Raw genomic sequence first — 24952 nt, 5'->3', positions numbered from 1 at the left:
GCCTCATAGAGTAACGAGCCACATCATGGTCGCAATCTCGGCAATACAACCGCGCAATTCCAGTTCCATCTACTTCGGAAAAATTGCTTCGCGCGGCGATTTTGTCAAAAGTGCTTCCGGCGCCAAGGTCATCGCCCTCATTGACAATTGGGTGGCGCAAGGCATGGAACTGCTGATCGCCAATCCCGACTGGAAGAACAGCTACGACGCAGCTGGCCCGATCGATTTCCTGTTCACCGGTACACGCAGGAAGCACGCTATAAGCGGTGTGTTGATTCCGAGCAGCGATGCATCTGCGCGGCGGTTTCCATTTATTGCCGCCACCCTGTTCGAGGTCGAGGAAGCGCTGACGTTCCTGCCGCTGAGCCCCCTCGTGATGGAGCGCCACGCCAATCACCAGCGCGCCCTGTCGCATCATGCCTCGACCACTCACGACGCCGCCGAGATGCTGTCCGCGCTCGGCGATTTTGCGCTGCATGCCGACGCCGACCAGAACCGATGCCGTGCCGGCTACGTGGATTTCCTGGAAGCGACCAATCTGGCGGCACTGTCCAATGCCCTGGCGCTGGACAATACCGACGCAACTCTGCGCCAGATGGTTCTCGCCATCGGTTATCTGCTGCAACCGGTGCTCGCCAATTACGCAGTCGCGCCGCAACGGGGCGTGCTCATGCCACTGCCCGGCGACCCCGGCCTCGAGCCGCTGGTCAAGGCATGGTGGCTCGACCTGATCTGCACTTTCCTGCCGCGAGCCGATTTCGAGCTGGGCGTGTTCACCTGCCGGCGCGCCGGCCGGCCGACGCTGATCCTGACTTTCAACGGCAATACGCCATCTGTCTTTCACGCCCTGTTCGAACACGCTGCGGCGCAGGAATTTTTCATCGACGTTTCCCAGTCCAACTGGGTTGAACAGTACGCGGCCCAAGATCCAGCCACCTACAAACTGTCGAGCTATCTCGACCATGGCGAGCTGACGCTGAACCAGCTGGTGCATAGCTTCCGCCAGGCGTTTTCCGGATAAGGGCCACATATGCACGCCACCTTCCGACTGAACCACATTGAAATGACGATCCACTCCAAGCTCCTGCGCGCGGCGCTTGCCGCTGCGACAATCTGCGCGGCAGCGCTCCCATGCGCCCCACTTCATGCCCAACCCGATCCGCCCGGGACACAACCGGGAAGTATCGTCATCTCCGGCGCCGTGCCGGATGAGGCGACGAAGGCTGCGCTGCTAGGGCGGTTGCAGGAGTTGTACGGCGCCGGCAAGGTCGTCGACCAGATCAGTGTCGGCGGCGTGGTCGCTCCGTCGAACTGGGAAGTTCAGGTTCCCAGGCTGATGACGCAGAACCTGAAATCGATCAGTAAGGGACAGCTTGTCGTCGAAGGAACAAGCGTGGCGCTGCGCGGAGAAGTCGGCAGCGAAGCAGTTCGGCAAGCGATTGCGAGCGACCTTGCCGGGGCGCTCACCCCGAGCTACGTCGTCAAGAACGGATTGCGCATTTCGGCGGCAACCCAGGCAGCACTGGACCGGGTGCTGGGCAGCCGCGTGATCGAATTCGAGGCTGGCAGTGCGCTCATTACCGATTCGGGCAAGGCCATCCTCGATGAAATGGCCGATGTCCTGAAAAAAACCAATCCGCAAAAGGTGGAAGTCATTGGTCACACCGACAACGTTGGGCTGGGTACGCGCAATCTCGCCCTGTCGCGCGCTCGGGCGGATTCCGTCAAGACGTATCTCGTGGCAAAAGGGATTGCACCTGTATCGATCGCCACCAGCGGCATGGGAGCGGACCAGCCGGTTGTACCCAATACGACAGAGGAAGGACGCCGCCGCAATCGCCGCATCGAGTTTCGCGTCAGCCAGTAAGCGCCGAGGGTCCCAAGGTCGGCCTCCGGCATACCCGGATGGATGGTCTTGGCTCTATATGCCGTTTGTTTTGCGTTGCGTTAATGACAGCATTTGCACCTCCGTGTTGTTGAACGGTCAAACATATTGTTAACCGAGATAACGCGACATCTCATGGCAAATTCATTACAACGGCGCATCGATGTGCTAACTGCGGAAGTAAGGCACCTGAAAAAGGAACTTGCACGCAGTAAACAGGTGGAAGATGCCTTGCGCAGGAGCGAGCGTCGCTACCAATCCATCTTCGAGCACGCTAGCGTCGGCCTGGCGCAGATCGGGGTAGATGGAAAATTCCTGGATGCCAATCACCCTTTTTGCGAACTGCTCGGCTATACACATGAAGAGCTGGTGCACAAGACCTATCTCGACCTGACGCACCCTGATGACCAGGAACAGGATCGGCTTCTGGTCGAACAATTGCTTCAAGGAGAGATTCCAGCACTTCGCGGTGAAAAACGATATCTCCGAAAAGATGGATCCATCGTCTGGTTGAATCTCAATCTATCCGTCGCGCCCTGTGGCGACGGTAATCAAAACTGCATGCTGGCCGCGCTCGAAAACATCAGCGAACGCAGGACGCTACAGGAATCTCTACGGCGCATCGCCGCCAATCTCGTCAAGGCCGACATCATTTCCCCGATCGGCTCCTGGAAATGGAACATCAAGACCAACCGTGTCAGCTGCTCGCACGAAGTGCTGGAAATGTTTGCATTTCCTCCATCTGATGAACCAATCCCGCTGGCTTCCATTTTCAACAGAATTTTTCCTGACGACCGGGCAGCCGTCGAGCAGGCGCTGCAGCTCGCCATCCTCGAGCAAAAGCCGTATCAAATCGAATATCGGCTGCTGCTACCTGACGGAAGCGTGCGGCTGGTAGCGGCAAATGGTGAAATTTATCGCCGCGACAGCAAAGGCAAGCCGCAGGCCTTGATTGGCATGGTGCAGGACATCACGCTGCGCCGCGATGCCGAGCACGCTCTGGAGGAAAGCGAACAACGCTTCCGGCAACTATTCGACAATGCATCGGACGGCATCTTTATCGCCAACCAGGATGGACAATACATCGATGTCAACATCAATGCATGCCGCATGCTTGGATATAGCCGCGATGAACTGATCGGCAAGCACATAACGGAGCTGATACCGAATGTCGACATCGTGCGCCTGAGGGAAGCAAAGGAATTTTTGCAACAAAACGTCGAGCGCGTCACTGTCGACGAATGGAAACTCCTGCGCAAGGACGGTTCATATCTCGCTACCGAAATCAGTGCGCGGTTCCTGCCGGACGGGCGATGGCTGGCTCTGGTACGGGACGTCAGCGAGCGCAAGCGGATTCAGCAGGAGCTGGAAAGGCATGCTGCAGAGATCAACGACCTCTATGAAAACGCGCCATGCGGGTATCACTCGGTGGACCGTAACATGATTGTCGTGAAGATGAATAATACGGAGCTGAAGTGGCTTGGCTACGCCAGAGAGGAAGTGGTCGGGAAGATGCGCATGACCGACTTGCAGACCTCGAACAGCAAAGCCATCTATCAGCAGAGATTTCCCGAGTTTATCGAAAAAGGGCAACTGAACAATATCGAACTGGAAATGGTGCGCAAGGACGGCAGTATCATGCCGATCCTGCTTAATGCCTCTGCACTTTACGACGCCCACGGCAATTTCGTCATAAGCCGTACTACAGTATTCGACATCACGAAGGTAGTCGAAGCGCAAAAGGAGTTGCGGCGCGCCGCCACCGTATTCGAACATACCAAGGAGGCGATCATCATCACGGATGGCAACGGGACGATTATCGCCGCCAATCGCGCGTTTTCCGACATTACCGGCTATCGCCCCGAGGAAGTCATCGGCAAGAATCCGCGACTACTGAAGTCCGAGCGGCAAAGCAATGAATTTTACGAAAAGCTGTGGAAAACACTCGAGCAAAATGGGAACTGGCAAGGCGAGATTTGGGATCGCCGCAAATCCGGCGAACTTTTCCCAACATGGCAGAACATCACCGCAGTCAAGGATGAGTCGGGCAAGGTCACCGATTACATATCGGTATTCTCCGATATCACGACCATCAAGGACACCGAAGAACAGCTGGTTCGCCTGGCTTACCACGACAGCCTGACCGGATTGCCGAATCGGCTGTTGTTCAATGACCGCCTCGATCATGCCCTTCAATACAGTCGGCGCCATAAAACAACGGTCGGATTGCTGCTTCTTGACCTCGACCGCTTCAAGCTGATCAACGACACGCTTGGCCATGATGCCGGCGATCTGCTGCTCGGAGAAATTGCCGTGCGTCTGAAGAACAGCATGCGCGGCGAAGACACCGTCGCCAGGCTGGGCGGCGACGAATTCGCGATTATCATGAGTGAATTGGGGCGCATGGAAGATGCGGCATCGCTGGCGCGAAAAATCATCAAGGCCATTGCCGCTCCCATCCAGATTTCGAACCATTTTCTGACGACTTCGACCAGCGTTGGCATCAGTGTCTTTCCTGACGATGCCACCGACAAGGAGACGCTGTACAAGTCTGCCGATATCGCTTTGTACGCCGCCAAGGACAAGGGCAGAAACTGCTACGAGTTCTACACGCCATCCATGACCCAACGGGCCAATGAAGTGCTTGCGATCGACCGTGGATTGCGCAACGCGATCCATCAAAATGAGCTGGTGCTTTTCTTTCAGCCACAGATCAGCCTGCCGAGCGGGCGCTTCATCGGCGTCGAAGCCCTTCTCCGATGGAACTCCTCACACGATGGCATGCAGCCACCCAATCGCTTCATACCGATAGCGGAAGAAAGCAATCTCATCGAGCTTCTCGGGGACTGGGTGCTCGACAGCGCCTGCGCACAGATCCAGAAATGGCGCAATGCAGGCATTCCCCCGGTCCGCCTGGCGATCAATTTATCGGCGCGCCAGATCAAGCGCCCCAACTTCGTCAGCGATTTTTGCAAGGTGCTCGAACGCTATCCCCCCATGAATGGCTACGCAATCGATATTGAAGTCACCGAGACTGCGCTGCAAACACAACCGGAAATTGCCGCTGCCCTCAAGGAATTGAAGAGCATGGGATTTCGCATTGCAGTCGACGATTTCGGTACTGGATATTCGTCGCTGCTATCTCTGAAACAGCTGCCGGTCGATATCCTGAAAATCGACCGCGCGTTCATCCACGGCATACCCGAAGATGCCGACGATCGGGCGATCACCGCAGCGATTATCGCCATGGGCCATTCGCTCGGCATGGAAATCGTCGCGGAAGGAATCGAGACCCAGGAACAACTGGACTTCCTGGTCAGCCAGCACTGCGATGAAGTACAAGGTTTCCTGTTTTCTCCGCCCGTGCCAGCGGATGAATGCGGATCTCTGCTGATGTCCGGCGGCACGACCCGGACATCCGGACTGCTCAGCGCCTGACGGCGCACCGCCCTACTCATCCGCCGATCTGTCGGAACGGGTCGAGCGCCAGATCGATCAGCCGCCGCTCGCGCACCACCACTTCCGCAGTAGCCGTCATTCCGTAGCGCAGCGGATACTTGATGTCTCCCACTTCGTAGTAATTCCGCTCGAGCGTGACGCGCCCTTCGTACACCGGCTGCTTGGTTTGCGGCGAGGGTTTGGTGGCGGGTGAAATGTAGGCGAGCGTGCCGTTGACGAGGCCGTAGCGCTGGTACGGAAACGCATTGAATTTCAGCTTGGCCGCCAGGCCTTCGCGCAGAAACGCGCGATCGTGCTCGGGAATTTCAATCTTGAGCACCGGACGGGCGTCCTTCGGTGCGATGCCGCCCAAAGGGGTGTTGGCCTGAATCTTGTCGCCCGGCTGGGTGGAAGTGACGTCGGTGACCACGCCGTCGGCCGGAGCGACGATGAGCAGGAAGTTGTCCTTGTCGATGTTTTCGAATTTGATCCGGGCGGCGGCGTCCGCCACCAGGCGCGCGGTCTGCACCTGCAGCCGCAGCTTTTCTTCGGTATTGGCGATCTCCTTGGTCGCTGCATCGTATTGCAGCTGCAGCTTGGTCAGTTCCTGGCCGCTGGTTTCCAGCTGCGCCTTGGCCTGGTTGAATTCCATGCTTTGCCGCGCGCCGAGTTCGGACAGCCTGGCCTGCGCGGCGCGCAAGGCATTCTCGGCGGCCAGCAGCGCATTCTTCTTGCCCTCCACCTGCAATTGCGACACCCCGCCGCCGCCGGGCAGCGCCAGCAACCTGGAATACTTGTCGGACTCGCTCTTGGCCGCGTCACGCGCGCGGCGCGCATCCTCCACGGCGGTGCGCGCTTCGGCCAGTTGCGCCCGCTGCCCCTCCGCCAGCTTGCCGGTGCCCTCGGCAACGCGCTGGTCATGCTGGTGCTGCTCGACTTCCATTGCCTGCTTGAGCGCGACGATCTTGCGTTCCATGAGCGCCTTCTTTTCGGGGAATTCCTTCCACTCGCGCTCGGCATCCTCCAGCTTCAGCTGCGCCTGCAGGGCATTGGTGGCGGCCTCGATCGCGCCGCGCGCATTGAGCCGCGCCAGCACATCCCCCTTCGACACCGGCTGGCCTTCGGCAACATACAAATTGGCCAGCTCGCCGTCGACCGGCGTGTAGAAGCGCCGCACTTCCGACTCCGGCTGCAACGCGCCCTGCCCCGACACGATGACATCGGCATGGCCGAAAAATGACCAGACCAGCGCAACCAGCACCAGCGCCATCATCGTGATGACCACCGCATGCGTGAAGCGCCACGGCTCGGCGGTCAGGATCGCGATCCCTTCCGCGCTGTGATCTTCCAGCGCTTCAGTCAGCGGCTTGAGTCGGTTGGCGTTGGTTGCCATCGTTCTGTTCTCCCAGCAGCTCCAGCTTGCTCTTCAACAGGTTCGGCGCCAGCACGTTGCGCAATTCCTGCAACGCCTTGCGCTGCTGCTCGGCTTCGGCATTGATGTCGTCGCGCAGCTTGCGCCCGTCTGCCGGCTGTTCCATCTTCAGCTGGGCGTAGACCAGCATGCCCTGCCGCGCGGCGGCTTCGGCCCCGGACAGCAGCTGTGCCTGCCTACGGTATTTGCCCGAGATTTTGCTTTCAAGCCGCTGGTCGCCCTCGATCGGGCCGTTGTCCCGGTACTGTTTCCAGCTTAGCTGGGCGCGATTGAGCAATTCCTGCGCCCGTGCAATGGCCTTGCCCCGGTTTGCCGTGACGTCCGGTTCCACGGCGCGGGCGAAATAGCCATCCTCGCCGGGATCGAGCGAACCGTAAAACGCCAGCAGGCGCTCGTCGAATCCGGCGCTGCCGCGTGTCTTGCGCAGCTGGGCGAACTGGTCGGCGATGGCCTTCTTGTGCGCCAGCTCGCGCGACGCCGCCTCGCCCCAAGGCCCCGAAGCCATTTTCTGCAAGCCGGCGAAGGCCCGCTCCGTATCGCCGCTGCGCCAGGCGATGGAGACGGCCTGATACTGCTGCATGACGTCGGGCGGCGGGAACAACGGACTGGCCTGCAGCGCGCGGAATCGCGCCTGGAATGGCGGTGTCGCAAACTTGGCTGCGGCCGCCTGGGTAACGAGCGGACCCAGGTTGCGCTCGCGCGCATGCTTCAGGATGGCCGTGTAGCTGCGCAAGTCCTGCCGCACGACGTCCAGCCCGCCGATCCTGGGGTACTTCTCGGCGTATTCCTTGAGCACCGCATCGAGTTCCTCGGGGCGAACCTCATTGAGGGCGCTGGCGATCGTGGTCTTCAGGCGCTCGATGGCGGCCGAATACACCGCGTCGTCGCTCTGCAGCTTGCGCAGGTGCGACAGCGCCCCGGCATACGGATCGCGGAACGCCGGCACATAGGAAGAAATGGTGGCGAACGAGCGCTGATGGCCCTGCGTGTCTTCATCCCAGCGCTTGAGCAGCGTCCTGATCCGTTCTTCGTCCGCATAGAGCCGGATCGGCGCATCCGGCCCGCCCCGCCCCAGCACGAATTTTTCCAGCCCGTCCATCCATTCGAGCTGCTTCAGGAGCGGCTGGACATCGGCGTTGTGGGTGCCCAGTCTTTTCATGTCCGCCAGTGCCGCATCGGCGCGCGCAAAATCGCGCGCCTTCAGGCTTGCCGCCCATTGCGGCACACCGGCCTTGAGCAGCGCTTCCGTCGCCAGCGCCCTGACTTCCGCGTTGTCCGGGTCGTCCTTCAGGTAGCGGTCGGCCACCTCGGCCGCGCGCGGATAGTCGCCGTCTGCCACGAGCTCCTTCAGCCTGCCCTCCGGCGCCTGCCGCAGGTACAGCGCCCCGGCAAATACGGCGAGCGCCGCCAAGAACAGCGCCCCCCAGCGCAGAGGGCGCTTGAAGGCCCCCTTCTCGCCGCCGCCAAAGGCCTGCATTAGCTCGGCGGCGAAAATGGAGAACCTGCCGCGCGCCCGTCCGCCGCTTTCCTTGCCGGGGTCGTCCGCCTGCTTGGCCGCCTCGTCGTTGAGTTCGTCGTCCTGAGGCTGCGCACGATCGACGCAAAAGATGTCGAGGAAGGAGTCGGCGGCCGCCACGAAAGTGGTCTTGTCCACGTCGAAGGTATTCTTTTCCGCCGCGCCCTTGCGTACCGCCTGGCTCAGCTTGGTGATGGTCGGATCGAGCTCCGCCTCCTGCGTCTGCAGGCTCACTGTATAGACGAAGTGATGGCCGCCGAAAGCCAGCACATCGCCGTCCTTGAGCGGCACGGCATGTTCGTCGAGCCGCTTTTCGGCGACGAAGGTGCCGTTGGTGCTGCCCAGGTCCTCGACATAGGGCTGGCCGCCCTTGAGGAAGAGATGCGCGTGGCGGCGCGAAATATAGTTCACCTGGTGCGGATGCTCGCTCTTGTAGCGCGAAAACGTGGTGTCCGCCTTGCTGATCAGGAACGGGAACTGGGTCACGACGATCGGCTGCAGGCCCGCATCGTCGCGCCTGGGCGTGAGCGTCAGGCTGACCACCTTCGCCGCACGACGGGGAGCGTCGGTGCGGGCGCCGAGTTGCACCTTGTACGTCAGTTCGCCCGAGAAGCCGATCTCATCGCCGTCCTGCAGCCGGCTGGTTTTCTGGCGGATGTTGACGCCGTTGACGGTAGTGCCGTTCTTGCTGCCGAGGTCGGCGATATAGACGGCGCCATACTCGGAAAAGATGCGCGCATGGCGGCGCGACAAGTCTGCCACCAGTTCCGGCGGATAGGCGTCGAACGGCGGCTCGGTGCGGCCGATCGCAAACAGGTTCTCGTCGATGCGGATATCGCCCAGCTCGGGATGGGCGACGGGCTTGAGCACGATATCGAATTCCTGCGCCACTGCCGGCGCAGGCTGCAGCGCGACCGTGCGCCCTTCGTCGGCAGCGGTATTGGTGGCATTGCGGCGCAACATTTATCGGCTCCCGACCGCAACGGTCGGCCAGCCGCCGCCCAGCGCCTTGTACAGCGTCACCGTATCCGACAGGATCTGCTGGTGGTTCGCCAGAAGCGCAAGCTGCGCCGACAGGAGCGAACGCTCGGTTTCGAACAGTTCGAGCTGGGACACCACGCCCTCCTTGAGCTGGGCCTCGGTCTGCGTCGACACCGTCTTCAGGTTGTCGATCTGCTGCTGCAGTTCGACCCGCTGCTTGCGATGGGCGTCGAGATTGACCAGCGCGTTTTCGACATCCTCGAATGCCGAGATGACAGTCTTGCGGTACTGTTCTTCCGCCACCCGGGTCTGTGCCTCGTTGGTCTTCACGTGCGCCTTGACGGAGGGATCGAAGATCGGAATGTTGATACTGGGCAGAAGCCCGAAGGTGAACGACTTCAGCAAGTCGGTCAGCGCGAAACTCGAACTGCCGCCGCGCCCGGTCAGGCTGACCGACGGCAGCTGCGCCAGCTTGGCCTGGCCGACCAGGTCGTAGGCTTCGAGCACGCGGAACTCGGCAGCGACGATGTCGGGCCGGCGCTTGAGCAGGTCGGACGGCAATCCGGCCGGCACCGCCGGCAGCTGCACCCGGTCCTGCAGCCGCCCGGGCGCTATCCTGAGCTCGCCCGCCGGCACGCCCAGGAGGGTCGACAGCGCGTTGGTCGCAAGGTCGCGCGCACGGCGCAGCTCCAGCAAGTCATTGGTCTGCCGGTTGATCTCGGCGCGCTGCTGCAGCACCCGCGTATTGGGCAGCAGCCCGTTCTTGTACATCGCGTCGAACGTCGACAGGATCTGGCGGTTCTTGTCCAGCGCGCGCTGCTGCTGGTCGATCTGCTCGTCGAACTGCAGGATCTGGAAGTAGGTGGTCGACACATCCGAGACCAGCTTCAGGTAGCCGGCCCGCCAGTCGGCTTCGGAAGCACGGTACTCCGCCTTCTGCGCCTGCACGCCCTTTTCCACCTTGCCCCAGATATCGATGTCCCAGTTGACCTGGGTGCCGAGATTGAAGGACTTCGAGAGCTTCTGCCCGGTGCTCTTCTCGAAGCTCGCTCCGGCGCCTGCGTCCAGCGTCGGCAGCGCACCGGCACGCGCCTCGCCGACTTCGGCGCCGGCCACCTGGATGCGCGCGGCCAGGATCTTGACGTCGAAGTTGCCCGCGACCGCTTTCGCCACCAGCCCGTTCAGGGTGGGATCGCGAAATTCCTTCCACCAGTCCGGCGCGATGGTTTCAGCCGCGGACACCGGCGGCTTGCCGGACCAGGCCGCTTTGACCGGCGTATCAGGCCGCTGATATGCCGGCATGCTGACGTCGGCGCAGCTGCACAGCAAGGCGGCGCACAGCCCGGCCAGAACGGCATTGCCGGCACGCCGGAAGGTGCTCAGGCCGGACGGCGGCGCGCTCGGGCGCGCCATGAAGAGTTGAGTGGTATGCATCATTTCGCTACGGATGTTGCTGCCGCAGTCCAGACCTTGGCATCGACAAACACATTGAACAACCTGGAATCGAGATGCCCGGCGCGGCACTCCTGCGCCATCAGGTCGAGCGCCTGCTCCGTCGGCACCGCCTTCTTGTACGGCCGGTCGCCGGCGGTGAGCGCATCCCAGATGTCGCAGATGGTCAGCATGCGGGTCTGTATGCTGATCTGGTCGCCGCGCAGTCCCATCGGGTAGCCTGAGCCGTCGAGCTTTTCGTGATGGCCGTGGGCGATCGCCGGCACGCCGGAAAGATCGCGCGTCCACGGAATCAGGATCAGGAACGAGTACGAGTCCACCACGTGCGACTCGATCTCCTTGCGTTCTTCCGGCGTGAGGCATCCCCTGGGCAGCGACAGCGCGGAAAATTCGCATTGTTCCAGCAGCGGCGACGCCAGGCCGTCGGCTTCGTGATAGGCGTAGTCCAGGATGTCGTCCAGCTCGCCGCGGCCCTCGGTGTGCGACACGGCCGGCTCGTTGGCACGCCGTATCGCGTCGAGAAAGCGGTCGAGCCGCTCGTATTCCTCGCGCAGGCCGGCTTCGATCCGGATCTTCTCGGCGCGGAACGCCCCGATGCTCAGTTCGCGCCGCGCATGCAGCTCGGCCAGCAGGCGGTAGGCCTGGCGTTCCAGGCAGGCGCGCGCATACTTGAAGCGCTGCTCCAGCAGGCGCATTTCGGAATGGTGCAGCTTCTTTTCCTTGCGCAGCACATGCTCGCGCACCCCGACCTTGCCAAAATCATGCAGCAGCGCGGCATAGCGGATTTCGCGCAGCTGTTCGTGCGAAAAAGCGATGCGCCGCAGTTCCGGCCCGGTGTCGCGGTCCACTGCCTGCGCCAGCCCTTCCGCATAGGAGGCCACCCGGAACGAATGGCCGGCAGTCACCGGGTCGCGTTCCTCGATGGCCTGCACCGAGGCGCGCACGAAGCCGTCGAGCAGGCGCTCAATATCGGAATAGAGCTGGAAGTTCTTCAGCGCCACCGCCGTCTCGGCGCACACGCCGGTGAGCATTTCGAGGTCCTGCTCCTTGAACGCATAGGGATCGGACGAGGTATCGACCTGGATCAGGCCCAGGCACTCGCCTTCCAGCAGCAGCGGCACGCACATCACGCTGCGGATGCCCTGCGAAATGATCGACTCCTGCGCACCATAATGGCGGTTGGCCAGCGTATCGACCGACAGGATCGACTGCTTCTTGTCGAGCACCTCGCCGACGATGGTGTGCGAGATGGTGACGTGTTCCGGATCCTCGACCTTGCCGTCTCGGCGGCTGGCCGCCACCGGCACCGGTGCCTCGCCCTCGCTCTTGCGCAGCAGGATGAAGGCGCGCTCGGCCAGCGGGAACAGGTCGAAGATGAAGTTCATGATCTTCTCGATCAGCGTGGCGCGGTCGGTTACCGCGCCCAGGGCGATGCTGACCTGGGCCATCGCGTGCAGCTTGCGCACCGTGCGCTGCATGTCGCCGTCGTCCGCAGCGGCGGGCGGCTCCATCGTCTTCGCCAGTTGGGTCGCGTCGACGGTCTTGGTGATGATCGTGGTCATGTTGTCCTGCGCAGGCACGACCAGCGAGTGGAAAATCATCTGTGCCGACGACACCGCCAGTTCGTCGCCGTCGCGCAGCGGATGCCAGCTTCCCGGGCGCAGCCGGTTGCCTAGCACGAAGGTGCCGTTGAACGAATGCAGGTCTTCCACGAAATAGGTGCTGCCACGGCGCCGGATGCGCGCATGCCGGCGGCTGACGGTGTGATCGGGAATGCAGAGAAACTTGTCTGAGGACAGGGAATCCTGCGGTTCGCGGCCGATCACGACCTCGTCGTGCAGCGCAAAGACGACCGGCTTGGCCGTCCCATCCCCCGGCACTTCCAGATAGGCCATTGCTGCACCGACCGACTCGGCAAATGTGGTTGCGCCTTTCATCTCACCGCTCTCGATCCTTGTGGTGCATTACCTCAATCAAGCGGTTCGACACTGCCCTCCAAACACCGGTTCCGGCACCTAGTCCTTCAGTACAGCCGCACCTATCTGACGGTAATGGTGATCTTTTTCGAATGAACGGGCGGGTTGTGGGGAATGTGCCTGTCGTCGCCCATTAACAGTTGCAACGTATGTTTGCCCGGGGGAAGTTCAATCGCCGTCTCGGTTTCGCCGGCGCCGAAATGCAGGTGGTTGCGGTCGGACGGAATCTCCTGATCGGCCGGCGGCAGGTCGGTGTCGATCAGCAAATGGTGATGGCCGGTATTGGGAAATTTGACACCCTTCGGCGCCACGCCCATGTTGCGCAACCCGAACCAGACCCGAATCGGCTTGTCGTGCGATACCACCTCGCCATCGTTGGGCCAGCCGATATACAGGTAGGCGTTGGCCGGCGCCGGCGTCGGGCCGGCCGATGCCATCCCGCAAACCAGCGCGGAGAACAGGAAAACCACGGCGGCGAATGCTTTGTTCATGATTGGCTCTCTCCGAATGCCCGAATGTTGGAATGCCGCGCCTTCAGCGCTCACCGCACCACGACCGTGATCTTTTTCGAATAGACCGGCGGATCGTGCGGCGTATGGTCATGGTCGCCCAACAACAGCTGCAGCGTATGCTTGCCCGGCGGGATTTCAATGCGCGCCTCGGTCTCGCCGGCGCCGAAATGCAAATGATTGCGATCGGACGGAATCTGCTCGGTCAACGGCGGCAGCTCGGTATCGATCAGCAGGTGATGATGGCCGACATTGGGAAGCTCCACGCCTTTCGGGCAGACGCCCATGTTGCGCAATCCCATGCGCACCCAGAACTTGCCCCCTTGGATGACAGTCCCATCCTGCGGCCAGATGAAATACACCTGCGCATCCTTCGGCGAAGGCGTGCCGGCGGCTGATACGGGAGAGAATGCGGACGACAGGGCCAAAATACCTGCGGCCAATGCGGCGGGAATGATTGCTTTAGGCATCGCCTTTGTCCTTCCGGAGTTGGTCGGCGTGCGCCTCACAAACACCGCGACGCAGCGCGCCGGAGCGCTTGTTTCCAGGCTTGTTACTGGAGATCAGCGCGTAGCGCCAATCCTTAATACCAGCTTAGATCACGCTGCATTCTTTATCCGAAGGATGCGAAGCTGCCTTGAACTTTATCAGAGAGGTCATATGAATTCTGCGCGAGAGTTCACAACAAAAGCTACCAGATCGATCACTGCCGAATGCGAATTCTCACAACCGAAGGTCTGGGTCTTGCACTCAAGATGCTGCTCACTTGCGCACTTGCAACCCTTTGCTGGCCGCCTGTTCGCGCCGCGCCGGCGGGCCCGACCGACGACCTCTATCTCCTCGCAGGCGTTCTGCCGAAAGATAGCGCCGAACAGATCGAACTGACGTTCTGGGATTCGATCAAGGACAGCACGCACGCCAGCGATTACGAAGCCTACCTGAAATCCTATCCAAACGGCCGCTTCGCGGCGCTGGCGCGCGCACGCATCGAGCGCCTGAAGGCCGCCGAGCAAAAGCCGAAGGCCCCCGAACAGTCTCGCGTTGCGCCCGCTGCCAAGGTGCCGTCCGAACGCGAGCCCCCCGCCCCGAAAGCAGCACCGAAAGCCGCCCCGGAGCAGGCGCAGCCGGAAGCCCCCGCTGCAGCCACGGAAAAACCGAAAGCCCCTGCCGCCGGCGTTTCCGCTGCCAAGGATTGTGCGACCTGCCCGGACCTGATCATTCTGCCGGCTGGCACCTTCACCATGGGAAGCAACACCAGCGATCCATCCGAAAAGCCGGCACATCGCGTCACGCTCGCCAAACCTTTTGCCATCGGCAAATACGAAGTGACGGTCGACCAGTGGAATGCCTGCGTGACTGCCGGCGCTTGTCCACATGTCGGCGGCGATGCCAGCCGACCCGGCAATACGCCGGTGCGCGACGTCAGCTGGGACGATGCGCAGCAGTACATGAAATGGCTATCGGCGCAGACCGGCAAGGCTTACCGCCTGCCGACCGAAGCGGAATGGGAGTACGCGGCGCGCGGTGGCACAACGGGCAAGTTCTGGTGGGGTGAGCAGATGCGCAAGGGCATGGCGAACTGCAAGGATTGCGGCCAGCCCTGGCAGGCGGAAGGCCCGGCGCCCGTCGGCTCCTTTGCCGCCAATCCATTCGGGCTATACGATGTCAACGGCAGCGTGTGGGAATGGGTCAGCGACTGCTGGCACAATTCCTACAAGAGCGCGCCCGCCGATGGCCGCAGCTGGGAAGAGGCGAATTGCCGCGTGCGCGTCATCCGCGGCGGCTCATGGCGCGAAGGTGCCAGCTACATGCCCTCCACCACGCGCTTCAAGTATGACGCCAGCGTGCGCAACTCGCAAAACGGCTTTCGCGTGGTCCGTGATGCACAATAGCAAACGGCTTTGGTCGGTTCTCAGCGCTTTTCCCGCGTCGTGATCTGCACGAAATCCGCCGCAATCTTGTCTTGCCCATGCTTGGCCGCAATCTGCTGCAGGCGCGCCTGTACTGCGCGCAGATAATCGGCGCGCGGCTCGATCTCGGGACGCAGGGAATCGAACAGCGGCACCGGGGTGACCAGCAAGGCAATCAGTTCATTGCCGAACGGCTTGGCGATTACCCAGTTGCCCAGATTGCCGATGGTGGCTGCATAATTCGGCGGCGCCTGGTTGGCGCGCGCGCGCGGCCCAGGCACCATGTGTACGACACTGCCGTCGAGCACGTAATAGTCGATATTAACGTAGGACTGATAATCCGGCGTCGTGATATCGACCACCAGTGGATCGCCCTCGATCAGCGCCGCCCTTGCAGCCTTGGTGCGGATCGTGGCGTGGCCGCCGGATTGCCGGTTGTGAACCCAGTAAGGTGCATAGGCCTGGATCACGCCGCATTTTTCGCTGCTGACCGGATGCACGTCAAGGTCGAGCGTCTGCACGCCGGGAATTGCATTCAATGTCTCTTTCAGGCGAGGAACGCCGACATCGCGCGACAGATAGCCCTCCACCCGCAGCGTATTGCCCTGCACCGTCGGCGCCAGCGCTGAGCATGGCAAGCGTGTCAGCACCGGCATCACGGCAGCGAGCGTCAATGCAGGCACCTTGCCCTGCTGCGCAGGCTGCTCCTGCGGCTCGTGTCGTGCGCCTTCCGCTGGCACGAACTCGTCCGGCGTGCCCGATGCCCCGCTGCTGCCCGGCGTCCGGGACCAGTAGACGAAGCTCACCGCCAGCAGCGCCGCCAGCGCCATCCCGGCTCCGGCCGGCACCAGGTAAGCCGGCGTGCGGCTGTGGCCTTCCATCTCTTGCAGAAAGCGTTCGACGCTGGGCGTGCGCGTCTCGCGATCAAACGACAGCGCGGCCTTGAGCGCGCGCCACTGTTTGTGTCCGAGGTTATCCGGGCGTTGCGGCTTCATCCCGGCGCCGCGCGCATGCAAGGCCGGGAAGCGGTCGAACGGATGGCGCCCGGTCAACAGCTCGTAAGTAATGCATGCCAGCGCATAGATGTCGTCGCGCGGATCGGGGTCGCGGTGTTCCAGCATTTCCGGGCTGGCGTAAGCCGGCGTCAATCCGCCCAGGCTGCCGGGATCGAACACGGTGGCTTCGCTATCTTCCTCCGGCTTGCGGAACACCCGGGCAATGCCGAAGTCGATTACCTTCACCTCGCCCTTGTCGGTCAGGATGACGTTGGCTGGCTTGAAATCGCAGTGCACGAAACCGCGTTCATGGGCATAGGCCAGCGCCTTGCCCATGCCATTGACGATGCGCATCGCCTCCGCATACGGAAGGCCCGTGAAATCCTTGGCGCGCAACATCTGGCTCAGCGCCTTGCCCGACAGGTATTCCATTGTCAGGTATACGGTCGAGCCGTCGCGGTCGAAGTCGTACACCATCACGATGTTCGGATGCGCCAGCTGCTGCGCCTTGCGCGCTTCCCGCTGCAGGGTGATGAGCGATTTCGGATGGCCGCGGAACTGGACGTTGAGCACCTTGATTGCGATATACGGCTTGCGGTCGGACGCTTCCAGCTTGCGCAGGTCGAGCGCCTTGTACACGGTGCCCATGCCGCCGAAGCCGATGCACTCCTCCAGCACGAAGCGGCCGTTGAGCGTGTCGCCGATACCCTTCATGCGCTCCGGCGCGCCCTGCCCCTGGCTGCCCCAGCCAGTCGACGCAGTCGATTGCGGCAGCGGACGGTCGCTACGCTCGGTCTGCACACGGGTTTCCTCGCCGCCGTAGCCGGGCTGCGAACCGGTCAGATATTCAACGCGCCGCTGCAGCTCGGCATACACTTCCGGCGGCAACATCATGCGCGTCTGCTCGTCGCTGAGCGCCTGCTCCAGCTGGCGCGCGCAATTCACCTGGTCCGCCGCCAGCTGCCGGTCGACTTGCGCCAGGAACTGGTTGTGCGTCAGGCCGCCGCTCTGATAAGACTGAATTGCGTTCGCAATACTCGCCATAGGTATTCACGTTGAGTTGACGATTCCGGGCACGACTTTCGTTTCTAAGCATCCACTCCGGCGGCGCACCGCCCTTTTGCAAACGCGCAGCGCAAGCTGTAGTCATGCGCAGGACGTATCGATTCAGACACAAGCGGCGGCGGTAAATTCAAATCGCCCGGACCGCAGACGGCCGTGCCGACTGCCTGCGTCGCACGGCGCCGCCGGATATCCTCGACGTCCCATGCATGAGCCGTACCAACCCGAATCTTGGGCACGTGCCAACAGGCCCATGCGGCGCCTCAGGCATGACCGGGCATAAGTGTCGCGGCCCTACAAACAGATAGCCGCAATGTGTTGGGACAGCCCCATCGCATCCGTGCTGCCAGCTCGCCGGCGTCAACGCTCCGGAACATTACCAAATCCGATTTCCCCCTTATTTTTCAATGACTTGCACAATCAAAGCGGTGCGTTCGCGGCCACTGGCACGCTCCCTGCTGTATCCCTGTCGAGTGCAACACAACGCTCACCACCCAAACCACTGATTCCCTTTAAGGAGATTGACCATGCAAACCCTCATCATCAAAGACCTGGCCGTTACCGCAGAACTCGACCGCAGCGCCATGACCCAAGTGCGCGGCGGCACCGGATCCGGCTACATGCCTTCCTGCGCTCCGTCCTATCCGTGCGCACCGTATTCATGGGGCGGCCCGTCGTTCGACGTCAACAAGAGCGACTTCAACTTCAACGCCACCCAGTCGCTCGGCCAAAGCCAGAACACTGTCGTCAACAACGGCAACAACGTCGCCTTTGCGTCCGGCATCACCGCCAACGTGAGCCCGTCCCAGCACGGCAGCAACAACATCAACTTCGGTTAATTCACTGATTCACATCGTTCAAGGAGATTCGACATGACTACCCTCACCATCAAAGACCTCGCCCTCGCTTCCGACCTCGACCGCTCCGCCATGACCAAGGTCCGCGGCGGCACCGGCAAGGGGCTGACGTCGCAGTACACCCCGTACATGCCCTCGCTGAGCTATTCACAAAGCGACTTTGGCTTCAATGCATCGCAAATGCTCGGCCAGCAGCAAAACACGCAAGTCAACAACGGCAACAACGCTGCCTTCGTCGACTGCATTACCGCCAACGTGAACCCGACGCAAACCGGCACCAACAACATCAACTTCGGCCATTCAGCGTGAATTACGCACCGGCCCTGCAAACGAATATTTTTAGGAGAATTGACATGACTATCCTCGCCATCAAAGACCTGACCCTCACTTCCGACCTCGACCGCTCCGCCATGACCAAGGTACGCGGCGGCACCGGCAAGGGCATGACCCAGTACTGCGGCCCGTACAACGGCGGCTCCTATGGCGGCAGCCCCTACGGCGACATCAGCAAGAACAGCTTCAGTTTCGACGCGACCCAATCGCTGGCCCAGTGTCAGGACACGCAAGTCAACAATGGCAACAACGTCGCCTTTGCGTCCGGCATCACCGCCAACGTGAATCCCTGCCAGACCGGCAGCAACAACATCAACTTCGGCCATTGATGAAGGCCGACCGGCGGAGGGGAAACTGCCTCCGCCGGTTTATACCGAACTGAAGGAGAAACCTATGTCGACCATCATGATTCGCGACCTTGCCAAGAGCCAGGAGCTCGACCGCAAGGCGATGTCAGCCGTTCGCGGCGGAAGCAATAGTTCCTGGCTGGCGGGCCTTGGCCCTGTCGCCAATGTCAATGTGGACGTGAACCAGAACATTTCCCAGTTGCAGAATGTCCAGGTCAACGCCCTCAACAATGTCGGCGTGATCGGCGCCGGCTTGGTGCCACCTAACCTGACCGTCAGCCCGCAGCAATGGGCTGCCGCACATGCAACTATCTGAGGACAATCGTGCTCAGATCGATTGGAGGCCATCCGGCCTCCATTGTCATTTTCTTTCCGAGGAATAAGTCATGGCCAAGATCGTCATCAAGGATTTGACGGAAAGCGTGGACCTGGACCGCAAGGCAATGCTTGCCATTACAGGAGGCACGCGCACCCGAGGCCGCCAAGCCGCTCTCGCGCATCGGATTTCCCACCACCCCCGCGTGCTCGATTATCCGGCCGGATTCACCCGCGACCCGGTGACTGGAAAACGCACGGCGACCAGGTAGCATTGCACCCGACTCCGTCCCGCAAGCTGCATCTGCAACGCTGCGCCGCGTTCGCGCCCTGCGGGCGCGGCGCCTTGTCGTTCCCGGCCATCCGCGCCCTGCGCACTACTGGATCACGCCGCACACGATGCGCGCGCCTCCGCCGCCAAGCGGCGCCGGATGATCCGAATGATTCTCCCCGCCCGCATGAATCATCAGTGAGCGTCCGCGCACGTCCGCCAGCTTGAGACGGGGAGCCAGCACCGGATAATTGGCGTTGCCGGCCGTATCGACAAACAGCGCCGGCAAATCGCCCAAGTGGCCGTCGCCCCAGGGCAAGCCATGATGCTTGGTCCCGGCGGGGTCGTAATGGCCCCCGGCCGCCAGCGCAGGCACCATTTTTCCATTCTGCTCCTTCGGCTCGCAACTCGGATTCTCATGCACATGGAAGCCGTGCAGGCCGGCCGGCAGTCCCGCCAGCGCCGGCGTGAACACGACGCCGTACTGCGTCTCGCTGACCGTCACCTGTCCGACCGTGGCCCCGACGCCGGTCTCGTCCACCACATTCATCGGAACCGTCAGCGTTGCCTGCGATGTTCCTTCCGCCTGCGCGGAACCGTATAGCGACAGTAAGGCTGTCACGGCGAATAGCTTGAATCTCGCTTTCATGAGTGTGTCCTTTGCTGGTTATAAAAGACTTTCCGAAACAGAAGGCCGGCTCCTGCACCAATCACATGCATGTGTGGAGGTTGACTCTATCAGCCGGTATTGGCGGCCGCTTGAGGAAGCTCATGGCAAGACTGGCGCGAGTGGAATGACGGTCAGGCAAGCGTTGCTGCAGAAGCGACAGTCTCTCGCGATGTGTCGGATTGAACCCGTCGCATTGCCTACTCAGCGGCATCGCGCGGCACGCTCCATCTTTCGCACGCCGCCACATTTTATCCTTATTTTTCAATGACTTGCACGAGTAAAGCGGTGCGTTCGCGGCCACTGGCACGCTCCCTGCTGTATCCCTGTCGAGTGCAACACAACGCTCACCACCCAAACCACTGATTCCCTTTAAGGAGATTGACCATGCAAACCCTCATCATCAAAGACCTGGCCGTTACCGCAGAACTCGACCGCAGCGCCATGACCCAAGTGCGCGGCGGCACCGGATCCGGCTACATGCCTTCCTGCGCTCCGTCCTATCCGTGCGCACCGTATTCATGGGGCGGCCCGTCGTTCGACGTCAACAAGAGCGACTTCAACTTCAACGCCACCCAGTCGCTCGGCCAAAGCCAGAACACTGTCGTCAACAACGGCAACAACGTCGCCTTTGCGTCCGGCATCACCGCCAACGTGAGCCCGTCCCAGCACGGCAGCAACAACATCAACTTCGGTTAATTCACTGATTCACATCGTTCAAGGAGATTCGACATGACTACCCTCACCATCAAAGACCTCGCCCTCGCTTCCGACCTCGACCGCAAGGAGATGGCTGCCGTGCGCGGCGGCACCGGCAAGAGCATGTATCAGTACTGCGGCCCGAACAGCGGCGGCTCCTATGGCGACAGCCCTTTCGGCGACATCATGAAGAACAGCTTCAGCTTCGATGCGAGCCAGTCGCTTGGCCAGGTCCAGAATACGCAGGTCAACAACGGCAACAACGTCGCCTTCGCTTCCGGCATCACCGCCAACGTGAACCCGACGCAAACCGGCAGCAACAACATCAACTTCGGGCACTGATCCGCGCCGGCGGAGGCGCATGACGCCTCCGCCATGCGGGAGAACCCGGAGAACGTTACCCCGTCTGACAGCGTCCAATTCAGACGGCACCTGCTGCCCAATCGTTTCGTTATCCACGGTCGTCCGTTCCCTTCTCTCAGGAGATCCGCCATGGCTGTCATCACAATCAAGGATTTGCGCACCCACCGCGCGCTCGACCGCAAGGAGATGTCGTTCATCCGCGGCGGCGGCGCTCCCTGGGTGTACGGATGGATCAAGCCCTTCGTATCCGATGCGCCAAGCACCGGCCCGACAGTCAACTTCTTCCAGATCAACAACTATGCCGACCAGATGATCAACCAGTTCCAGACGGTCGACATCAACAACTCGGCAGCCAATGCGAACATCAAGGTGGCGCTCGACGCCGTCAGCGACAACACCAAGAACATCGCCTAGCCGGGAGGCTCCCGTGAATGCCGAAACCCAGTACCGGTGGACCTCGGCCTCCAGCTCGCACGCCGGCATGGTGCGCCAGAAGAACGAGGACGCCTGTCTCGACGAATCGGAACGCGGCCTGTGGGCCGTGGCCGACGGCATGGGCGGACACGCCTTCGGCGAGCTGGCCAGCAGCATGGTGGTGGATGCCCTGGAAGATATCGTGCCGCCGGACAGCATGGCCGGTCTTGTCGCCGCCGCCCGCACGCAGCTGCAAAGCGTCAACACCGAACTGCGCGCGGAAGCCGCCAGCCGCGACGTGATGGTGATCGGAAGCACGGTCGTGGTGCTGCTCGCCTACGGTCGCCGCTGCGCCTGCCTGTGGGCCGGCGACAGCCGCCTCTACCTGTACCGCGCCGGACAGTTGCGCCAGCTGACGCGCGACCATAGCCAGGCTGAAGAATACCGCGCAAAAAGCGGCTTCAATTCGGACGGCCTCGCCCCGGCAAGCGGATTGCGCCGCGTCGCGCGCAACACCATTACCCGCGCCGTCGGCGCCGCCGATACGCTGGAACTGGAGGAAGAGGCAATCGACGCCTGCGACGGCGACATGTTCCTGTTGTGCAGCGACGGGCTCAGCAATGAAGTCAGCGAGCTGGAAATATGCAACGCGCTTCTTCCCGGCGATTGCCTGTACGCGTCGGAAACCCTGATCGACCTCGCGCTGGAACATGGCGGGCGCGACAACATTTCGGTCATCGTGGTACGCGCGGAAGACCCGGACAGCGACGAGCAAACGGTGCTGAATCCAGCGCTTGGCTGAAGCCCAGGTCCAGATTCAGAGCAGCAGCAAAAAGCTGGCCGCGACAAGCGTGGGCAAAACGGCCCCTGCAAGCAAGCCGGCAATCCCGATGCTACCGTCGTTGAAGCCAGCGCGAAGGAGCGCGACGCCGGCGGGATTGGGGGCATTTGCAATCACGGTGAGCCCGCCCCCGGCGACCGCGCCGGCCACCAGCATGTACTTTGCCTCGCCCGTCATGCCTTCGATCAGCGAGCCGAGATAGGTCAAGGCAGCGTTATCGGTAATGGCCGTCAGGCCCAGCGCGCCGAAGAACAATGCCGTGGGCTCGAGGCTCGATACGATGGGCTGAAGCCACCACTGCTGCATTCCGCCCAAGACCACCAGCCCTGCAAGAAAAAAACCTACAAGCAAGCCCTCCTTCAGGATGAGCGGGCTCTGATACTGCGCATATGCGTGGGTGTATCCGAGGAAGAATAAAAAGACGCCGAGAAACAAGACCGGATGGTGAGCGAATACGACGACTGCGCCAAGAAACAGCAGATGAATGGCCATGACCAATACAGGGACCGGCGCGACAGGCGTCGCATCCGCAGCTTCCGATGCAGCTGCGAGATGCTTTCGGAGAAGCCACGTGATGGCAGTGGCATTGATGAAGACCGCAGCGGCGGCCTTCCAGCCAAAGTTTGCCGCCATGAACGCCGAGTCCCAGTTCCAGGCCGCAGCGACCATCAGGACCGGTGGCGCGGCGAATGACGTGAGGGTGCCGCCAATGGAGATGTTGACGAAGAGAACACCCAGAGCGGCATACTTGAGCCACTCCGGAATGCCAGGTCGAAAGACCAGTGGCGCCAGCATTAATGCGGCCAGCGTCATGGCGGCAGGCTCGGTAATCAATGAGCCAATCAGCGGCACCAGGGCAAAGCACAGCCAGACCTGGGCCAGCAAAGCATTAGCCGGGGCCAGCCTGCCGATCGCCGCGATGAGCGCCCTGACAGCCTCGAGCACAGGGCGGGAGGCTGCGACGACCATGATCACGAAGACGAACAAGGGTTCGGTGTAATGCAGCGATTCCAGATATCTGACAGCTTCTTCTCCGCCCGAAAGAAACGCCATAATCGAAATGAAGACGAACGCCCAGAGCCCGAACACCACTTCGATCTCACCGAGCAGATGAAACAGCCCTGCATGTCGCGGACTATGGTCGGCAAGCCTCTCGATGGATTTGGCTGCAAAGGTATGGATCAGCGCAAGGGCGAAGATGACTGCGGCAATGAGGTTGATATTGTCCATTTGAATGAATGTCTTATCCGAACTTACATGAACCGCCCAGGCCTGCAGAGGCTTGCGCAAAACAGCGCAACACCGGAGACAATCTGTGAGCGGAGGTCGAGGTTTGCCGACATCGGCCGCGCGTTGCGTGAACAAGGAACCCGGCGAGGCGAATATTCGACGGACTGGATGGAAAATTTGGCGCGGAAGCCACGTCGAACACGTGGCGCCGGAGGTCGGGATTGGCGTAGGATGCGTGCATAGGTCATAGAAAAGCCGCGTGGCGGCCCGACCGACGCATGAACCTGCTGCACAAAGATTGTGAGCACCCGGATTTGAGTATAGCTCATTGATGCGCCATCGATGCTTTACATGACTGGTCACCACGTCCGCTTGCAAAATTTTGCGCCGCCGGCCTGGTCGTTCGGCATCTTATCCTTGCCGCAGGCCATCGTCACAGGCTTCAGACGTGTGCAGCCACAGCTGCATGCTTATAGGAAAACAACCTTCGACTAGCGTCATGGATCTGCTCTTTCTCGGCACCTCGTCCGGCACACCGACCAAGGCGCGCAACGTCACCGCGCTGGCCCTGATCGAGGAAACCGGCCGCGACTGGTACCTGGTCGACTGTGGCGAAGGAACGCAGCACCAGCTGCTGCATACGTCGCTGTCGCCGAACGACTTGCAGGCGATATTCGTCACCCATGTCCACGGTGACCATTGCTACGGCTTGCCCGGCCTGCTGGCAAGCGCCGGCATGCTGGGCAGGACCACGCCGCTGCACATCGTCGCGCCGCACGGGATCGAGGACTGGATCAGGTCGACGCAGCGCCTGACGCAGCTTTCCCTGCCCTACGAGCTGCAATTCACCGCCACCGAATCGCTCGGGAACTGGGCAATGGGCAGCTTCCTGGTCGATGCCGTTGCCCTATCCCACCGCGTTCCGTCATATGCCTACCGCTTCACGGAAGCCCGCGCCGAACCGCGCCTCGACACGGAAAAGCTCGCGTCGGAGGGCGTTCCGCGGGGACCGGTGTGGGGCCAACTGAGAAAAGGCAGCGATGCGCATGTCGGCGGCAGGCTGCTCAGGAGTAGCGACTACATCTTCTATCCGTATGCTCCGCGCCGCATCGTGGTCGGCGGGGACAACGATCGCTCCGACCTGCTGGGCGATGCATGCCGGCAGGCGCAGCTGCTCATCCACGAAGCCACGCATACGCGGGATGTCGCGGACAAGATCGGCAACCGCACCGGCCACAGCTGCGCCGAAGCCGTGGCCCGCTTCGCGCAGGACGCCGGAGTGCCGAACCTGGTGCTGACCCATTTCAGCCCGCGCTACCAGGCCGATGCCGGCCAGTCACCGTCGATCGACGACGTGCGCGCCGAAGCGGCCGCGCAGTATCGCGGCCAATTGTTTTTGGCCGACGATTTTTCACGGTTCCGGCTGGACAAGGCGGGGCGATTAAGCCGTGTTGCGTAA

General features: G+C 61.6%; 23 protein-coding genes. 14 read left to right on the top strand and 9 right to left on the bottom strand.

Translation table 11 applies throughout. The features are described 5' to 3' along the window. The first annotated feature begins 25 nt into the window (after window positions 1–25). The 3 genes from tagF (at window position 26) to TSA66_RS25560 (ending at window position 5323) form a co-directional block, all read left to right on the top strand. Complete coding sequence (gene tagF, locus TSA66_RS12405) at window positions 26–1021, top strand: type VI secretion system-associated protein TagF (protein ID WP_052452283.1); 996 nt, start codon at window positions 26–28, stop codon at window positions 1019–1021. A gap of 9 nt (window positions 1022–1030) precedes the next feature. After that, on the top strand, window positions 1031–1867 hold the full coding sequence (locus tag TSA66_RS12400) for an OmpA family protein (RefSeq protein ID WP_232429461.1): 837 nt from the start codon (window positions 1031–1033) through the stop codon (window positions 1865–1867). A 153-nt stretch (window positions 1868–2020) separates the two neighbouring features. Further along, on the top strand, window positions 2021–5323 hold the full coding sequence (locus TSA66_RS25560) for a PAS domain S-box protein (protein WP_084199566.1): 3303 nt from the start codon (window positions 2021–2023) through the stop codon (window positions 5321–5323). A gap of 16 nt (window positions 5324–5339) precedes the next feature. Here TSA66_RS25560 and TSA66_RS12385 read toward each other — a convergent pair whose 3' ends face one another. The 6 genes from TSA66_RS12385 to TSA66_RS12360 all read right to left on the bottom strand — a co-directional run bounded on the left by TSA66_RS12385 (window position 5340) and on the right by TSA66_RS12360 (window position 13659). Then, window positions 5340–6716 (bottom strand): HlyD family efflux transporter periplasmic adaptor subunit, encoded by a 1377-nt coding sequence (locus TSA66_RS12385; RefSeq protein ID WP_040040255.1) that lies wholly within the window; start codon window positions 6714–6716, stop codon window positions 5340–5342. Then, the gene (locus TSA66_RS12380; RefSeq protein WP_084199564.1) at window positions 6679–9234 is read right to left on the bottom strand and encodes an FHA domain-containing protein; all 2556 of its coding nucleotides are present in this window, start codon (window positions 9232–9234) and stop codon (window positions 6679–6681) included. Before TSA66_RS12380 ends, TSA66_RS12385 begins: the two co-directional genes overlap by 38 nt. Further along, a complete protein-coding gene (locus tag TSA66_RS12375) occupies window positions 9235–10665 on the bottom strand; it encodes an efflux transporter outer membrane subunit (protein ID WP_084199978.1) in 1431 nt (476 codons plus the stop codon). Between the two features lie 20 nt (window positions 10666–10685). Then, window positions 10686–12641, bottom strand: coding sequence for an HD domain-containing phosphohydrolase (locus TSA66_RS12370; RefSeq protein WP_040040254.1), 1956 nt, complete (start codon window positions 12639–12641; stop codon window positions 10686–10688). Between the two features lie 101 nt (window positions 12642–12742). After that, window positions 12743–13171, bottom strand: coding sequence for a DUF4399 domain-containing protein (locus TSA66_RS12365; protein ID WP_040040253.1), 429 nt, complete (start codon window positions 13169–13171; stop codon window positions 12743–12745). A gap of 50 nt (window positions 13172–13221) precedes the next feature. Next, window positions 13222–13659 (bottom strand): DUF4399 domain-containing protein, encoded by a 438-nt coding sequence (locus TSA66_RS12360; protein ID WP_040040252.1) that lies wholly within the window; start codon window positions 13657–13659, stop codon window positions 13222–13224. Between the two features lie 243 nt (window positions 13660–13902). Between TSA66_RS12360 and TSA66_RS12355 the strand changes: the two genes are divergently transcribed. After that, complete coding sequence (locus tag TSA66_RS12355; protein ID WP_232429460.1) at window positions 13903–15081, top strand: formylglycine-generating enzyme family protein; 1179 nt, start codon at window positions 13903–13905, stop codon at window positions 15079–15081. A 20-nt stretch (window positions 15082–15101) separates the two neighbouring features. Here the strand turns inward: TSA66_RS12355 and TSA66_RS12350 are convergent, their stop codons facing one another. After that, on the bottom strand, window positions 15102–17138 hold the full coding sequence (locus TSA66_RS12350) for a serine/threonine protein kinase (RefSeq protein ID WP_040040251.1): 2037 nt from the start codon (window positions 17136–17138) through the stop codon (window positions 15102–15104). A gap of 545 nt (window positions 17139–17683) precedes the next feature. On the opposite strand from TSA66_RS12350, the gene TSA66_RS12345 reads away from it, so the two are divergent. The 5 genes from TSA66_RS12345 (at window position 17684) to TSA66_RS12325 (ending at window position 19280) form a co-directional block, all read left to right on the top strand. Beyond that, window positions 17684–17995 (top strand): hypothetical protein, encoded by a 312-nt coding sequence (locus TSA66_RS12345; protein ID WP_040040246.1) that lies wholly within the window; start codon window positions 17684–17686, stop codon window positions 17993–17995. Window positions 17996–18028: 33 nt separating this feature from the next. Then, window positions 18029–18322, top strand: a complete 294-nt coding sequence (locus tag TSA66_RS12340; protein ID WP_040040250.1) for a hypothetical protein — start codon at window positions 18029–18031, stop codon at window positions 18320–18322. A 44-nt stretch (window positions 18323–18366) separates the two neighbouring features. After that, the gene (locus TSA66_RS12335) at window positions 18367–18675 is read left to right on the top strand and encodes a hypothetical protein (protein WP_040040249.1); all 309 of its coding nucleotides are present in this window, start codon (window positions 18367–18369) and stop codon (window positions 18673–18675) included. A 64-nt stretch (window positions 18676–18739) separates the two neighbouring features. Further along, on the top strand, window positions 18740–19009 hold the full coding sequence (locus TSA66_RS12330) for a hypothetical protein (protein ID WP_040040248.1): 270 nt from the start codon (window positions 18740–18742) through the stop codon (window positions 19007–19009). A gap of 70 nt (window positions 19010–19079) precedes the next feature. Next, window positions 19080–19280: a hypothetical protein gene (locus TSA66_RS12325; RefSeq protein ID WP_040040247.1), complete on the top strand. Its 201-nt coding sequence runs from the start codon at window positions 19080–19082 to the stop codon at window positions 19278–19280. A gap of 105 nt (window positions 19281–19385) precedes the next feature. Here the strand turns inward: TSA66_RS12325 and sodC are convergent, their stop codons facing one another. After that, window positions 19386–19928, bottom strand: a complete 543-nt coding sequence (gene sodC, locus TSA66_RS12320) for a superoxide dismutase family protein (RefSeq protein WP_084199550.1) — start codon at window positions 19926–19928, stop codon at window positions 19386–19388. Between the two features lie 405 nt (window positions 19929–20333). Here sodC and TSA66_RS12315 point away from each other — a divergent pair, with 405 nt between their 5' ends. The 4 genes from TSA66_RS12315 to TSA66_RS12300 all read left to right on the top strand — a co-directional run bounded on the left by TSA66_RS12315 (window position 20334) and on the right by TSA66_RS12300 (window position 22224). Then, a complete protein-coding gene (locus TSA66_RS12315; RefSeq protein WP_040040246.1) occupies window positions 20334–20645 on the top strand; it encodes a hypothetical protein in 312 nt (103 codons plus the stop codon). Window positions 20646–20678: 33 nt separating this feature from the next. After that, a complete protein-coding gene (locus TSA66_RS12310; protein ID WP_040040245.1) occupies window positions 20679–20987 on the top strand; it encodes a hypothetical protein in 309 nt (102 codons plus the stop codon). A 150-nt stretch (window positions 20988–21137) separates the two neighbouring features. Beyond that, window positions 21138–21422: a hypothetical protein gene (locus TSA66_RS12305; protein ID WP_040040244.1), complete on the top strand. Its 285-nt coding sequence runs from the start codon at window positions 21138–21140 to the stop codon at window positions 21420–21422. 13 nt (window positions 21423–21435) lie between these two features. Then, on the top strand, window positions 21436–22224 hold the full coding sequence (locus tag TSA66_RS12300) for a PP2C family protein-serine/threonine phosphatase (protein ID WP_040040243.1): 789 nt from the start codon (window positions 21436–21438) through the stop codon (window positions 22222–22224). Window positions 22225–22239: 15 nt separating this feature from the next. Here TSA66_RS12300 and TSA66_RS12295 read toward each other — a convergent pair whose 3' ends face one another. Then, window positions 22240–23493 carry a putative Na+/H+ antiporter gene (locus TSA66_RS12295; RefSeq protein ID WP_040040242.1) on the bottom strand — a complete coding sequence of 418 codons (1254 nt, stop codon included), beginning with the start codon at window positions 23491–23493 and terminating at the stop codon, window positions 22240–22242. A 499-nt stretch (window positions 23494–23992) separates the two neighbouring features. Between TSA66_RS12295 and TSA66_RS12290 the strand changes: the two genes are divergently transcribed. Next, window positions 23993–24952 carry a ribonuclease Z gene (locus TSA66_RS12290; protein ID WP_040040241.1) on the top strand — a complete coding sequence of 320 codons (960 nt, stop codon included), beginning with the start codon at window positions 23993–23995 and terminating at the stop codon, window positions 24950–24952.

The organism is Noviherbaspirillum autotrophicum, from assembly GCF_000818395.1.
Classification (GTDB): Bacteria; Pseudomonadota; Gammaproteobacteria; order Burkholderiales; family Burkholderiaceae_D; genus Noviherbaspirillum; species Noviherbaspirillum autotrophicum.
This window is presented reverse-complemented; position numbering and strand designations above follow the sequence as displayed.

Coding starts and splice junctions, on each gene's coding strand:
- TSA66_RS25560 (WP_084199566.1), top strand. CDS start 2,021: ATGGCAAATTCATTACAACGGCGCATCGATGTGCTAACTGCGGAAGTA.
- TSA66_RS12340 (WP_040040250.1), top strand. CDS start 18,029: ATGACTACCCTCACCATCAAAGACCTCGCCCTCGCTTCCGACCTCGAC.
- TSA66_RS12295 (WP_040040242.1), bottom strand. CDS start 23,493: ATGGACAATATCAACCTCATTGCCGCAGTCATCTTCGCCCTTGCGCTG.
- TSA66_RS12310 (WP_040040245.1), top strand. CDS start 20,679: ATGACTACCCTCACCATCAAAGACCTCGCCCTCGCTTCCGACCTCGAC.
- TSA66_RS12330 (WP_040040248.1), top strand. CDS start 18,740: ATGTCGACCATCATGATTCGCGACCTTGCCAAGAGCCAGGAGCTCGAC.
- TSA66_RS12345 (WP_040040246.1), top strand. CDS start 17,684: ATGCAAACCCTCATCATCAAAGACCTGGCCGTTACCGCAGAACTCGAC.
- TSA66_RS12305 (WP_040040244.1), top strand. CDS start 21,138: ATGGCTGTCATCACAATCAAGGATTTGCGCACCCACCGCGCGCTCGAC.
- TSA66_RS12350 (WP_040040251.1), bottom strand. CDS start 17,138: ATGGCGAGTATTGCGAACGCAATTCAGTCTTATCAGAGCGGCGGCCTG.
- TSA66_RS12370 (WP_040040254.1), bottom strand. CDS start 12,641: ATGAAAGGCGCAACCACATTTGCCGAGTCGGTCGGTGCAGCAATGGCC.
- TSA66_RS12335 (WP_040040249.1), top strand. CDS start 18,367: ATGACTATCCTCGCCATCAAAGACCTGACCCTCACTTCCGACCTCGAC.
- sodC (WP_084199550.1), bottom strand. CDS start 19,928: ATGAAAGCGAGATTCAAGCTATTCGCCGTGACAGCCTTACTGTCGCTA.
- TSA66_RS12325 (WP_040040247.1), top strand. CDS start 19,080: ATGGCCAAGATCGTCATCAAGGATTTGACGGAAAGCGTGGACCTGGAC.
- TSA66_RS12400 (WP_232429461.1), top strand. CDS start 1,031: ATGCACGCCACCTTCCGACTGAACCACATTGAAATGACGATCCACTCC.
- TSA66_RS12365 (WP_040040253.1), bottom strand. CDS start 13,171: ATGAACAAAGCATTCGCCGCCGTGGTTTTCCTGTTCTCCGCGCTGGTT.
- TSA66_RS12375 (WP_084199978.1), bottom strand. CDS start 10,665: ATGGCGCGCCCGAGCGCGCCGCCGTCCGGCCTGAGCACCTTCCGGCGT.
- tagF (WP_052452283.1), top strand. CDS start 26: ATGGTCGCAATCTCGGCAATACAACCGCGCAATTCCAGTTCCATCTAC.
- TSA66_RS12385 (WP_040040255.1), bottom strand. CDS start 6,716: ATGGCAACCAACGCCAACCGACTCAAGCCGCTGACTGAAGCGCTGGAA.
- TSA66_RS12315 (WP_040040246.1), top strand. CDS start 20,334: ATGCAAACCCTCATCATCAAAGACCTGGCCGTTACCGCAGAACTCGAC.
- TSA66_RS12360 (WP_040040252.1), bottom strand. CDS start 13,659: ATGCCTAAAGCAATCATTCCCGCCGCATTGGCCGCAGGTATTTTGGCC.
- TSA66_RS12355 (WP_232429460.1), top strand. CDS start 13,903: ATGCGAATTCTCACAACCGAAGGTCTGGGTCTTGCACTCAAGATGCTG.
- TSA66_RS12290 (WP_040040241.1), top strand. CDS start 23,993: ATGGATCTGCTCTTTCTCGGCACCTCGTCCGGCACACCGACCAAGGCG.
- TSA66_RS12380 (WP_084199564.1), bottom strand. CDS start 9,234: ATGTTGCGCCGCAATGCCACCAATACCGCTGCCGACGAAGGGCGCACG.